13 protein-coding genes and 1 tRNA gene are annotated in these 12,659 nt (G+C 53.6%); 9 read left to right on the top strand and 5 right to left on the bottom strand.

Going from position 1 to position 12,659, the window contains the following annotated elements:
• Positions 1 to 262: 262 nt before the first annotated feature.
• Positions 263 to 1,594 carry a trigger factor gene (tig, locus tag NeNHUV3_RS01235; RefSeq protein ID WP_391481978.1) on the bottom strand — a complete coding sequence of 444 codons (1,332 nt, stop codon included), beginning with the start codon at positions 1,592 to 1,594 and terminating at the stop codon, positions 263 to 265.
• A 107-nt stretch (positions 1,595 to 1,701) separates the two neighbouring features.
• Positions 1,702 to 1,786 (bottom strand) — tRNA-Leu (locus tag NeNHUV3_RS01230).
• Between the two features lie 176 nt (positions 1,787 to 1,962).
• Between NeNHUV3_RS01230 and NeNHUV3_RS01225 the strand changes: the two genes are divergently transcribed.
• The 5 genes from NeNHUV3_RS01225 (at position 1,963) to NeNHUV3_RS01205 (ending at position 6,296) form a co-directional block, all read left to right on the top strand.
• Positions 1,963 to 2,472: a Hint domain-containing protein gene (locus NeNHUV3_RS01225; RefSeq protein ID WP_391481976.1), complete on the top strand. Its 510-nt coding sequence runs from the start codon at positions 1,963 to 1,965 to the stop codon at positions 2,470 to 2,472.
• 175 nt (positions 2,473 to 2,647) lie between these two features.
• Positions 2,648 to 2,986, top strand: coding sequence for a P-II family nitrogen regulator (locus NeNHUV3_RS01220; protein ID WP_048597454.1), 339 nt, complete (start codon positions 2,648 to 2,650; stop codon positions 2,984 to 2,986).
• Between the two features lie 40 nt (positions 2,987 to 3,026).
• A complete protein-coding gene (gene glnA / locus NeNHUV3_RS01215) occupies positions 3,027 to 4,436 on the top strand; it encodes a type I glutamate--ammonia ligase (RefSeq protein WP_391481975.1) in 1,410 nt (469 codons plus the stop codon).
• Positions 4,437 to 4,680: 244 nt separating this feature from the next.
• Positions 4,681 to 4,881, top strand: a complete 201-nt coding sequence (locus NeNHUV3_RS01210) for a hypothetical protein (RefSeq protein ID WP_391481974.1) — start codon at positions 4,681 to 4,683, stop codon at positions 4,879 to 4,881.
• A 194-nt stretch (positions 4,882 to 5,075) separates the two neighbouring features.
• The gene (locus NeNHUV3_RS01205) at positions 5,076 to 6,296 is read left to right on the top strand and encodes an alpha/beta fold hydrolase (RefSeq protein WP_391481972.1); all 1,221 of its coding nucleotides are present in this window, start codon (positions 5,076 to 5,078) and stop codon (positions 6,294 to 6,296) included.
• A gap of 118 nt (positions 6,297 to 6,414) precedes the next feature.
• On the opposite strand, the gene NeNHUV3_RS01200 is transcribed toward NeNHUV3_RS01205, so the two are convergent.
• Entirely contained in the window at positions 6,415 to 7,014 is a 600-nt protein-coding gene (locus NeNHUV3_RS01200) for a biotin transporter BioY (protein WP_048597450.1), read from the bottom strand.
• A gap of 89 nt (positions 7,015 to 7,103) precedes the next feature.
• Complete coding sequence (locus NeNHUV3_RS01195; RefSeq protein ID WP_391481971.1) at positions 7,104 to 7,571, bottom strand: DUF6314 family protein; 468 nt, start codon at positions 7,569 to 7,571, stop codon at positions 7,104 to 7,106.
• 150 nt (positions 7,572 to 7,721) lie between these two features.
• On the opposite strand from NeNHUV3_RS01195, the gene purB reads away from it, so the two are divergent.
• The 4 genes from purB to NeNHUV3_RS01175 all read left to right on the top strand — a co-directional run bounded on the left by purB (position 7,722) and on the right by NeNHUV3_RS01175 (position 11,867).
• Positions 7,722 to 9,023, top strand: coding sequence for an adenylosuccinate lyase (gene purB / locus NeNHUV3_RS01190; RefSeq protein ID WP_391481969.1), 1,302 nt, complete (start codon positions 7,722 to 7,724; stop codon positions 9,021 to 9,023).
• A 95-nt stretch (positions 9,024 to 9,118) separates the two neighbouring features.
• Positions 9,119 to 9,652 carry a hypothetical protein gene (locus tag NeNHUV3_RS01185; RefSeq protein ID WP_391481968.1) on the top strand — a complete coding sequence of 178 codons (534 nt, stop codon included), beginning with the start codon at positions 9,119 to 9,121 and terminating at the stop codon, positions 9,650 to 9,652.
• Between the two features lie 84 nt (positions 9,653 to 9,736).
• Positions 9,737 to 10,771, top strand: coding sequence for a FliG C-terminal domain-containing protein (locus NeNHUV3_RS01180; protein ID WP_391481967.1), 1,035 nt, complete (start codon positions 9,737 to 9,739; stop codon positions 10,769 to 10,771).
• A 148-nt stretch (positions 10,772 to 10,919) separates the two neighbouring features.
• Positions 10,920 to 11,867 carry a lysophospholipid acyltransferase family protein gene (locus tag NeNHUV3_RS01175; RefSeq protein ID WP_391481966.1) on the top strand — a complete coding sequence of 316 codons (948 nt, stop codon included), beginning with the start codon at positions 10,920 to 10,922 and terminating at the stop codon, positions 11,865 to 11,867.
• On the opposite strand, the gene NeNHUV3_RS01170 is transcribed toward NeNHUV3_RS01175, so the two are convergent.
• Positions 11,868 to 12,569 (bottom strand): DUF1223 domain-containing protein, encoded by a 702-nt coding sequence (locus tag NeNHUV3_RS01170; protein WP_391481965.1) that lies wholly within the window; start codon positions 12,567 to 12,569, stop codon positions 11,868 to 11,870. It abuts the gene before it with no gap.
• Positions 12,570 to 12,659: the final 90 nt, after the last annotated feature.

The following is a 12,659-nucleotide window of genomic DNA, read 5'->3' as shown; positions in this document are numbered from 1 at the left end:
GCGACAACCACGGCCGTATCCACCAAGCTACCAAACCCTAAACCACGTTTTTTGTTATCCGACATACTCACCACCACATCACCGATTACTAAAAACCCTGCGCGAGTGGGCCACCGAAACGATCCCTGTGTCAAGCACGCGCAGAAGCGAATTTACAAATCACAAAGCGACACCAATAAGCAGGCACAAAAAAGCCGTCCCTGATTGTTCAGGAACGGCCTATTCTTGTCAGTGCATGCGCGCCCAGTGGGCGCTGCTAGAATTACTCGTCTTCGAGTGCTTCTACAGCAGATTGCAGGTCATCCTTGCTCACTTCTTTTTCAGACACTTTGGCTTGATCCGCGATGTGATCTACCACTTTGTCTTCAAAGAGAGGTGCGCGCAGTTGCTGCTGCATCTGCTGGTTTTGTTGAACGAATTCAAAGAACTGACGCTCCTGACCAGGGTACTGACGCGCTTGGTTCATGATCGCTTGGGTCATTTCTGCATCGCTCACTTCAACAGCGGCCTTCTGACCAATCTCTGCAAGCAACAGACCAAGGCGAACGCGGCGGCCAGCCAATGCGATATGCTCTTCTGTTGGCGTAATTTCTGGGTGGTCGTGACCTTCCACCTCAGGGTTCTCTTCGTGCCACAGTTGGTGCGCAATTTGACCCGCTTCTGCATCAAGCAAAGACGGTGGTAGATCGAAATCAACCTTTTTGTCCAACGCATCAAGCAGACCACGCTTCATAACTGCACGGGCAGCACCGGCATATTCTGCTTCAAGACGCTCGCCGATTTGACCTTTCAACGAAGCAAGATCTTCTGCGCCAAAACCCTTGGCCATCTCGTCATTAATTTCAGCAGCAACAGGCTCTTTCACCGCTTTGATTGTGCATGTGAATGTTGCCTCTTTGCCCGCAAGATGCTCGGCTTGATAATCTTCTGGGAAAGACACAACAACGTCTTTCACTTCTTCGGCTTTTACGCCAACAAGCTGCTCTTCGAAGCCCGGGATGAACGAGTTTGAACCCAGAACCAACGGGTAATCTTCAGCAGCGCCGCCATCAAATGCTTCGCCGTCAACTTTGCCCAAGAAATCCATAACGACTTGATCGCCATCTTTCGCTTTGGTGCCTTTTTTGCGGTCTTTGAAGTTTTGCGCAGTCTCGGCCAATGAAACCAGCGCCTCATCGAGCGCCGCGTCGTCAGCTTTAACAACCAGTTTCTCAAGCTCGATGTCTGAGAAATCAACGTCAGGAATGGCTGGCAGAGCTTCGTAGCTCATGTCTACGGCAACATCGTCGCCCTCTTTCCAGTTTTCGTTGGTCATTTTGACTTCTGGCTGCATCGCCGGACGATCACCAGTTTCTTCAAAATGCTTCGCCATTGCGCCATCGATGGCTTCTTGCATGGCTTCGCCCATCACGCGTGGACCGTATTGCTTTTTCAGCAACGCCATCGGGACTTTGCCCTTGCGGAAGCCCTTCATTTCGATTTCTGGCTGCGCTTCGACCAGTTTCTCATTAACTTTGGCGTCCAATTCCGCGGCAGGTACCACGATGGAATAAGCGCGTTTCAGACCTTCGTTCAATGTCTCAGTGACCTGCATAGGGATCGTCCTTTTATCGGCGTAATACGTAATTCAGCGGCCCTTCTATGAGGGTCGGCCAAAAGGTGCAAGCGCCTTTCAAAATATGCCTAAATCTATTGTGTAAATGGTACGGGTGAAGGGACTTGAACCCCCACGCCTCGCGGCGCCAGAACCTAAATCTGGTGCGTCTACCAATTCCGCCACACCCGCACTGAGCAAGCACTTAGCAAAGCTCTGCGCGGGATGCGAGAGGGTTTTTGCGCAACAGGCGAAAAAATCTGCATAAAATGCGTCAGGTCCCAGAACTCTTACCAAGACATCACGTTCACCCTTTGTTAAGGTTAAGGCATTGAGACAGTAGCAGGACTTGCGTGATGGAGCCGAAAATGGCCGGACGCACTGCAGAGCAGGTTAATACATACACAAGAACTGACCACTCTAACGGTGTGCACGAATTACATACGTCCGGTTTTGTGCCCGGCACGTTAATCATGACAGCGGAAGGCGAGCTTCCCGTTGAATACCTTAACGCAGGCGATCGCATTGTATCGCGCAACCGCGGTTTGGTCAGGCTTCACGGCATTCATCAGAGTTCTGATATCTTAGACCCGATACACATGTCCGCCCATGCGCTCGGACCTGACCTACCCCGCGGTCATCTGTGTTTACGCTCCGATCAACCTGTTTTGCTGCGGAACTGGCTGGCGAAGGCCCTCCGCGGGACACCTCAAGCGATCATTAATGCTGAAAAACTAGTGAACGGTGAGACGATCGTTCGCGGAACCAAGCGGCGCACGCCGTTGCTACACCTACAGTTTGATACCCCGCAGATCATTTATGCGAACGGGCTTGAAATGATCGTTGAGCGCGAACATGTCGCATCATTAACCGAGTAATCTTGCTCCAAGTAAGGCGCAGTTTATTTTCTGCGGTTATTTTCGGCGCATTGCTTAATTTTTAAGCAGCAATTCTAAATTCGCTGGTCACAGCCGATCTGTGTCGTCTGATATATTGTCCCCCACCCACAGACATGATTTGCCCGTAGCAGCACAATTCAGGAGGCTCTGCGCGGTGAAAAAACTCGAAGCAATCATTAAGCCGTTCAAATTGGACGAAGTTAAAGAAGCGCTCCAAGATATTGGTGTGCAAGGCCTTTCCGTAATTGAAGTCAAAGGTTTTGGCCGTCAAAAGGGGCACACAGAACTGTATCGTGGCGCTGAGTATGTCGTGGATTTTCTGCCTAAAGTGAAAATTGAAGTCGTATTGCCCGATGATCTGCTTGATCCAGCGATTGACGCGATCATCAACGCGGCCAAAACAGACAAAATCGGCGATGGTAAGATTTTCGTATCTGACGTAAGCCAAGCCATCCGCATTCGTACCGGTGAAACCGGCGACGACGCTATCTAACCCATTCTTTACCCACACTATTTCTAAGGGAGCCATGGTAATGACAACCAACGCTGACATCGTAAAGATGATCAAGGACGAAGACATCGAGTATGTCGACATCCGTTTCACAGACCCACGCGGCAAGCTGCAGCACGTAACTGTAATCAATGACGAAGTTGACGAAGACTTCCTTGACGGCGGTTTCATGTTCGACGGCTCATCCATTGCGGGCTGGAAATCGATCGAAGAGTCAGACATGAAGCTGATCCCCGATGCCAACTCTGCTTACATCGACCCGTTCTATGCTGAAAAAACACTCTGCATTCACTGCTCGGTCGTTGAGCCAGACACTGGCGAGCCCTACTCACGCGACCCACGCGGCACCGCAGAAAAAGCAGAAGCCTACCTGATCTCGTCAGGCATTGGCGACCAGTCATTCTTTGGCCCAGAAGCTGAATTCTTCCTATTTGACGACGTACGTTTCTCTGTTGAAATGAACAAAGTGTCTTACCAAATCGACGCACAAGACGCGTCATGGAACACAGACACCGAGTACGAAATGGGCAACATGGGCCACCGTCCTGGCGTTAAAGGTGGTTACTTCCCTGTTAACCCAATTGACGATGCGCAAGACATCCGCGGCGAAATGCTGTCGACCATGAAGCGCATGGGCATGAAGGTGGACAAGCACCACCACGAAGTGGCGTCATGCCAGCACGAGCTTGGCCTTATCTTCGGTTCACTCACCAAGCAAGCCGATGAGCTGCAGAAATACAAATACGTGATCCACAACGTGGCACACGCATACGGTAAATCCGCAACCTTCATGCCAAAGCCAATCGCAGGCGATAACGGCACGGGCATGCACGTAAACATGTCCATCTGGAAAGATGGTAAGCCATTGTTTGCAGGTGACAAATACGCCGATCTCAGCCAAGAAGCACTGTATTTCATTGGCGGCATCTTGAAGCACGCAAAAGCACTGAACGCGTTCACAAACCCGTCCACAAACAGCTACAAGCGTTTGATCCCGGGCTTTGAAGCACCTGTTCTGCGCGCATATTCTGCTCGTAACCGCTCAGGCTGCGTACGTATTCCGTGGGCCGAAAGCCCCAAAGCAAAACGCGTCGAAGCTCGTTTCCCTGATCCCGCAGCCAACCCATACTTGTGCTTTGCAGCCTTGTTGATGGCTGGCCTTGACGGCATCAAAAACAAGATTGACCCAGGTGCGGCGTCTGACAAAGACCTTTACGACCTGCCACCAGAAGAGCTTGCAGAAATTCCAACAGTCTGCGGCAGCTTGCGCGAAGCGCTTGACGCTCTGGAAGCAGATCACGAGTTCCTCTTGGCCGGTGACGTGTTCACAAAAGACCAAATTGATGGCTACGTTGCTCTCAAAATGGAAGAACTGGTGGCGTATGAGCACACACCACACCCTGTTGAATTCAAAATGTACTACAGCTGCTAATCGCTGCTTTAGATGACAGAACTAAGGGCGCTCCGCATCGGGGCGCCCTTTTTCGTAGGCGTGTGGCAGACTTATGCGCCACAGCCCACAGCTTGAATAAGTGACATAACTGTCTCACCAACACGCATTAACTATCGCAAATGACACTTTTTCGACTTCGGAAACAAAACATTTCCACAATTTTAACCTTATTGTTCCCAAATCGGCATCTAAACAAAGATCATCCAATAAAAGGATTGCACAGATGTCGATATCCCAGACCACGCCCCCAAATGCCGCGCACGGCCAAATCAGTCCCAAGCGCATTGAACGCAAGACCCTGTCGATCCGCAAACGCGGCAGCGGCGGATGGTCGGCGATTGCAATCCAATTACGCGCCGCGCGCCCTGCCCGCGCAACTTTGGAAGAACGTCTGCGCCGCGGTCTGATCTGCTGCTCGGCCTAACACCACATCTCATCTCCCCCCGACCAACTGCCGCGTCCGGATCTCTTCTGGCGCGGCTTTTTCTTGTCATAAGCTATTTATGCAGCCAAAGGCAAAACGTAACTTCCGTCACCTTCCCGTGACGCCGATGAAGCATAACTTGCGATTGCACCGCCCAACTTGCACATATGAAACACAGCAAAAAGGGGCACACCATGCCGAGCGAGACAATTGAATTCAAAAATAACGCTGGCCTAAGCCTATCTGCGCGTCTTGATTTGCCCGCAGGAGACCCTGTTGCAACGGCGCTTCTGGCCCATTGTTTTACGTGCACCAAAGACCTGCCCGCCGCACGGCGCATCGCGGCCCGTCTATCGGCCATGGAGTTTGCTGTTATGCGCTTTGATTTTACCGGTCTTGGACAGTCCGAGGGGCGCTTTGCCCAAACGGATTTCACCTCAAACGTAGATGATCTGGTCGCTGCGAGCGCCTATCTGACCAACCGGAATTTGACGCCTTCTCTGTTGATCGGGCACTCCCTAGGCGGGGCCGCCGTGTTGAAGGCCGCTGCACAATTACCCCAGATTAAGGGCGTCGTGACCCTTGGTGCACCTTTTGACCCCGCGCATGTGACCCATCATTTTGCCAGCGCCATTCCAGATATAATCGCAAAAGGTTCCGCCGAAGTGACCCTTGGTGGGCGCCCGTTTACGATTGGCAAACAGTTCGTTGAGGACGTCCAGGGCATTGAAATTGAGGCCGCTGTACGAAACCTCAACGCCGCCCTTTTGGTCATGCATTCGCCCGTTGATGAAACCGTGGGTATTGAAAACGCCAGTCAGATCTTTGGCGCCGCACGGCATCCAAAGTCATTTGTGACACTCGACAAGGCCGACCACCTGTTGCGCAGCCCTGAAGATGCAGAATACGCCGCGGGTGTGATTGCCGCGTGGGCCGAGCGGTATATTGATGTTACACGTCCCGCGCCGCCCATTGGCGTGCCCGAAGGTGTTACCCGTGTGTCAGAGGCCGATCCCAAAGGGTTTTTGCAAGACATCAGATCAGGTGAAAAACATCACGTGCTTGCGGATGAGCCTCAGGCCTACGGCGGCACAAATCAGGGAATGTCCCCTTACGGGTTTCTTGCAGCGGGTTTGGGGGCGTGCACATCAATGACAATTCGGATGTACGCGCGGCGCAAGGGCTGGCCCCTTGAACATGTGTCCGTGGACGTTACCCACGACAAAATGCACGCCCAAGACAGCGATCCCGCAACAAATGTCCGTATCGATAATTTCCGCCGCGCGATACACCTGTCCGGCCCTTTAACACCTGAGCAAACCACACGTTTAATGGAAATTGCGGACAAATGTCCGGTTCACAAAACCCTTGAGCAATCCAGCGAGATTGAGACCGTGCTCGCATCAGGCGCGTAAGTGACGATTGACCTGTACACGGACACCTGTCTCATTGCGCTCTTAATCGTCCGCTCATGAAAAAAGGCGCCCACCTAATTGGTGAGCGCCTCAATAACGTCAAATATGTTTCGTAGGATCAGCCGCGGGCTTTGCCGATTGCCTTCCAAGCCATTGGCACGATCATCGCCGCAATCGCCAATTTCAGCAGATCGCCGTAGATGAACGGTGTGAGGCCCCACTCAAGGATCGGCTTGTCCCAACCGTAAAGTGTGCCAAGCCACAACAGGCCCGGGATGTAGATAAGTGCGTTACCGATCAGCATCGCTGCGGCCATTTTCGCAGCGCTACGATCCCAGCCCATGCGCGCCAAAACACCCAATGCGAACGTCGCAAGCACGTAGCCAACCAGATAGCCGCCTGTGCCACCCATCATGTATTCAATGCCGGACACGCCCGCCGCAGATGATGCAAACACGTCAAAGCCTGCCGCACCCAAGATCATGTAACCGATGATTGTCACCAATCCCAAACGCGGGCCATAGGCCGCGCCAACGGTCAGAACGGCCAATGTACCAAGGGTCATTGGTACGGGGATCATGGGGATCTTCACTTTTGCAGCGATCGCCAGCGCGGCAATACCGACCACTACCAGCATGATTTGCTTGAGGCGCAAAAGCGCGCCTTCGGATGCGCCAAACGCTTCGGTCAGGACTTTGTCGTTCATGGTCAACGCCATATCGGAGATCTCCAATCTTGTTCTCGTTACCGCCTGTTTAATCGCGCACACGGCCCAATCGCAAGAGAATAAGCACCCCGACCACAGTGTTAGCGACAGTACTGGCTTGTCATCACATAGTCTTTGCGCGGTCCGCGCACGTGCCAGACCGCTGCCCAAACCGGCCACTGGGTGAAATCATAAGACACATCATACTGATCGGGATCACACCAATGCGCCGCATCACCCCCGCACAAAGGGACCAGATGAAACGCACGGCCATCTGCAAATCGCACAGGCACATGATCCGAGCCCGAGCCATCATCAGGCGTGTCCCAAAAATATCTGCGGGTACCTGTAATCTCGGGGCCCAGCTCTGCCGCACCCGAGACATCTGTCCGCTGCATTTCAAATTGCAGCGCGCCGCTTTCATCATAGACAAGGCCTGACTGAACGCGGACGAATGTCCCCGTACCGTTAAACCGCGCAACTGTGCCATCTGCATGGATAATCTTGCGGGTAATTTGCCAAACGCCCTCAAAATCGGACAACTGTCTAACTGCTGAATCTTTGCTCATTCCATCATCCGTTTTGTCCATATGCATGTCGAATACGGCGCCATCATCACCGGTGTCCCGTACCCTGCCCTTGTTCCCATCTGCCCAAGGGTTTAAGAGGCCGCCAAGCCCTTTGCCAACCCCAACTCTCTTCAAAAAAGGCCACGCCCCATGATCCCTCGTTATTCCCGCCCTGAAATGGTCTCTATCTGGTCGCCGCAAACCAAGTTCAAGATCTGGTACGAGATTGAGGCCCACGCGTGCGATGCGATGGCTGATCTTGGTGTGATCCCGCGCGAAAACGCTGACGCGGTTTGGAAGGCAAAAGACGTTGAGTTCGATGTGGACCGCATTGATGAGATCGAGGCCGTCACCAAACACGACGTCATCGCGTTTCTGACCCACTTGGCAGAGCACGTCGGCAGCGATGAGGCCCGCTTTGTTCACCAAGGCATGACATCATCAGATGTGTTGGACACCACATTCAACGTGCAACTTACCCGCGCCGCTGATCTGCTGATTGCTGATCTTGAAGCGTTGCTAGCCGCCCTGAAGCGCCGCGCGATTGAGCACAAAGACACCATCCGCGTCGGCCGCAGCCACGGCATCCACGCCGAGCCCACCACCATGGGTCTAACGCTTGCGCGTTTTTACGCGGAGATGGATCGCAACCTGACACGTTTGCGCACCGCACGCAACGAAATCGCGACGGGCGCCATCAGCGGCGCTGTCGGTACTTTTGCCAACATCGACCCGCGCGTAGAAGAACATGTCTGCGCAAAGCTTGGCCTCACACCTGAGCCGATCAGCACCCAAGTTATCCCCCGTGACCGTCATGCGGCATTCTTTGCAACTTTGGGTGTTATCGCCTCGAGTGTTGAGAATATCGCCACAGAAGTGCGTCACATGCAGCGCACGGAGGTTCTGGAAGCAGCGGAATATTTCAGCGCAGGCCAAAAAGGCTCGTCTGCGATGCCGCACAAGAAAAACCCTGTGCTGACAGAAAACCTGACGGGCCTTGCGCGGATTGTGCGTATGGCCGTTGTTCCAGCGATGGAAAACGTGGCCCTTTGGCACGAGCGTGACATCAGCCACTCCAGCGTTGAGCGCACGATTGGCCCAGACACAACTGTCACCCTTGATTTCGCGCTGGCGCGTCTGACGTCAGTTATCGACAAGCTTCTGATTTATCCCGATAACATGTTGGCCAACATGAACAAATTCAGCGGCCTTGTGATGTCACAGCGCGTACTGCTTGCCCTGACCCAAGCGGGTGTGTCGCGCGAAGACGCCTATGTCTATGTTCAGCGCAATGCGATGAAAGTGTGGGAAGACGGCAAAGACTTCAAAACCGAACTGCTGGGCGACAGCGATGTTGTTGCCGCGTTGGGTGTTGAAAGCATCGAGGAGAAATTCGATCTCGGCTATCATACCAAACACGTTGATACCATTTTCAAACGCGTTTTCGGCTAAGCTTCATCACAGATGCGTGGCCTGCCCGCTTTGGGACTTGGCCACGCACTGCGCCGCTCTATCCTCTAACGGGCAACCAGTTACGAGGATCTAAGATGCGCACCACACTTATCGCGGCCCTTGCTTTGGCACCTACAGCCCTTTTTGCGGCAGGGTCCAGCAGCTCAACACCACCCAAAGCCACCAAAACCACGACCGAATGTGAGACCGGAATGGTCTACGACGCGGACAAACAGAGCTGCGTTGAGATCAAGAAAAGTGCCCTTGGCAATGACGCAATGTTTGACGCCGCGCGCGAGTTGGCCTACGCGGGCCGCCACCAAGATGCACAGCAAATGCTCAATTTGATGCAAATGCCCAATGACGACCGTGTGTTGACATATCTGGGCTTTACCCACCGCAAAATGGGCGACGCCAGTACCGGCCTTGCCTATTATCAAAAAGCGCTGGCCGTGAACCCCGACAACCTTTTGGCGCGCTCATATATGGGTCAGGGTTATGTTGAGAGTGGCGACATCGAGCTGGCCTCAGCACAGCTGACCGAAATTCGCACCCGTGGCGGTCGCGGCACATGGGCGGAGATTTCCCTGCGCATGGCGCTGCAAAACGGCCAAGGCTACAGCTATTAAAAACGCTTAAAATGCAATCCTTTAGGGGGTTGTTCATATCCGCTGCGTTAGATGCCCCTAATTGATCGTCACAAGGGGTGTTGTGTGATTCCGTCCTTTCCAGAATTGCCCGCAGCGGGTTCTGACACGGCTGGCTTGACCAAGCGTGAGAAAGCAGCCGTGATTGTGCGCGCGCTTTTGGGCGGTGGCGGTGAGTTGTCGTTGAGCACACTCGCGATTGAGCAACAGACCGGCTTGATGGATCAAATGCGGCAGATGAGCCCCCTTGATCGGGCCACGGTTGAAGCCGTGATTGATGAATTTGTGGCCGAGTTGGAAAGCACGGCGCTGACTTTCCCCAAAGACATTGGTGGCACCCTTGATTTGATGGGGAAATCTCTTGATCCCAGCCTTGCGGGACGGCTGCGCAAGGAGGCGGGCCTCTCCCCACAATCGAACCCGTGGGAAACCATCGCAGGCCTGCCCGTGACACAGCTGGTTGATCTGTTAGCAGGTGAAAGCATCGAGGTTTGCGCGGTTGTTTTGTCAAAGCTTCAGGTTGCAAAGGCCGCTGAAATCCTTGGCGCCCTGCCCGGTGAACGCGCGCGCCGCATTACATACGCCATTTCTGTGACAACAGGCGTTACGCCACAAGCAATTGAGTTGATTGGCATTTCCATCGTTGACCAACTGGGTACCCAGCCGGTGCAAGCCTTCGATGACAGCCCTGTTGAGCGCGTCGGCGCAATCTTGAACTTTGCCCGCGCCCAAACACGTGATGACGTACTTGTAGGTCTTGATGAAACGGACGCCAAATTTGCCGAAGATGTGCGTAAATCCATCTTCACATTCGCAAATATCCCAGAACGGATTGACCCGCGCGATGTGCCCAAAATCACCAAAGACGTGGCGCCCGAACAGCTGTTGACCGCCCTATCTGCGGCACTGTCCACAGGCATGGAAGCCCCCGCCAACTTTATTTTGGACAACATGTCTAAGCGGATGGCCGAAAGTATGCGCGACGAGATCAAAGATGGCGGGCAGGTGTCCCAGGCCGATGGTGAGGATGCCATGAGCGCTGTTGTAGCCACGATCCGCGAGATGGAAGCTGCTGGCACGTTGCTGCTGCTTGCGGAGTAAACCGCCGACGCGCGACATCCACTTCAGGATAGTCGCACATATCTTACCATCATTGCGTCAGGGCGTTCTGACAGCTACACCGTTGAAACGGTGTGCCATTCGTGGCCTTCGGCACCAAAGAAACGACTGAAAGCAAAGCCTAACACGCATGCCCCGCCCCGTTGAGCCCCAAACATCTGCGACAAAATCAGAGACACGGTTTGCCTCTATGCTTGACCGCGTAACAATCCAACATTGGTTAACTGATCTTGTATTACGCACACTGATCTGGCTCACAAAACGTCTACCCTACAAAACGCGTGTGCGGTTGATGGGGCAGATTGTATCGGGTGGTATTGCCCGCGTGGCTGGGTATCGCAAGCGCGCGGAGAGAAACCTTACCCTAGTGTTTCCGCAGATGCCAAAGCCGGAAATTCGCAGACTTGCCAAAGCAGCTTGTGACAACGCAGGCCGCACTGTGATTGAGAATTATTCTCTCAACGATCTGGCGAAAGTCGTTCGTAAAGGCACTATCACCGGCGGCGGTATGACAGCCCTACGCACAGCCCTTGATGTGGGTCGTCCCGTAATTTTCGCAACTGGTCATTTCGGCAATTACGAAGCGCTTCGGATTCTTTTGAAAGACCAAGGGATCACGATCGGCGCGCTCTACCGACCGATGAAAAACCCGTTCTTCAACGCCCACTACGTGGAGGCCATGCAAAGCGTAAGCGGCCCGATGTTTGCCCAAGGACGCAGTGGGACACGGGGGTTTGTCAAACATCTGCGCGCGGGCGGTCCATTGGTTTTACTCTATGACATTTACTCAGGAAGCTCGCCAGAAATTCCGTTTATGGGGCAACCAACGCGCACGGCCCAAAGCATTGGCGAACTGGCCTTGAAGTTTGACGCGCTGGTGCTGCCATATTTCTGCATCCGCAACACAGACGGCATCACGTTTAAAACCGAATTAGAGGCGCCCGTGGAGGGTGACAGCCCAGAGGCGATTATGATTGAGTTGAACCGGCGATTAGAACAAAAAGTCTACGCCCACCCCGAACAGTGGTTTTGGATACACCGACGCTGGAAGAATATTCTTGGCGTGTCTTCTAACTGACTAACGCAGCCGCGCAGCACCCAAGATTGCACCATGCGTTGCCGCTTGAATGATCGCCACAACAGGTCCGTCTTCGGCGCTATCAACACTAAGCGACAGCGGCGCACGACCATCCCATTTGCCGAGCATTTGCCAATCATAGACGACGTTGGCGTATTCCAAAGTCTTACCGCGGTTCTCTCCGCGCTCAATCGCGACAGTTTGCAATGGGGTATAGCGTACCAGTTGAACAACCATTTGGCGTGGCTCATCAGTTTGCGCCGTTACCTTCAGCTGATCACCGGAACGGGTCAGCCCTACATCAACTGTTGCCTGTAAGCTGCGGTGTTCTTGGACAAAATCAGCCAATTGCATCGGCTTGTAGCCAACCACATGATCAACCCCGCCTACGATCATCTGTGGCGTATAGATTGACCGCGATCCGGCCGCGCGGGCGTAGCCTTTTTGCCGCTTGGTAAAGGCTGGATTTGCAAACTTGTCTTTCCAGCCGATGTAATCCCAATAATCAACGTGCAAAGCCAACGCGATGACATCATCACGGGCGGCCAATTCATGAAGCAACGCATCTGCAGGGGGGCAACTTGAACACCCTTGCGATGTGAACAATTCGACCACAATCGGATGATCGTCCGCCGCACTTGGACCCACGCTGCCAAATGCGCAAACTGCTGCTATACCCGCTGCAAATATAAACTGCTTCATGTGGTCTTCCTCAGATTTACCCCTTCCTAACCCACGCGAGCCTCATGCGCCAATCAAGGTTTTGCGAGCCATATGACAGTCAAACGCGTG

Source organism: Nereida sp. NH-UV-3, assembly GCF_042939535.1.
Lineage (GTDB): Bacteria > Pseudomonadota > Alphaproteobacteria > Rhodobacterales > Rhodobacteraceae > Nereida > Nereida ignava.
Note: the sequence above shows the minus strand (reverse complement) of the source record. Positions and strands in the feature narration are given on the sequence as shown.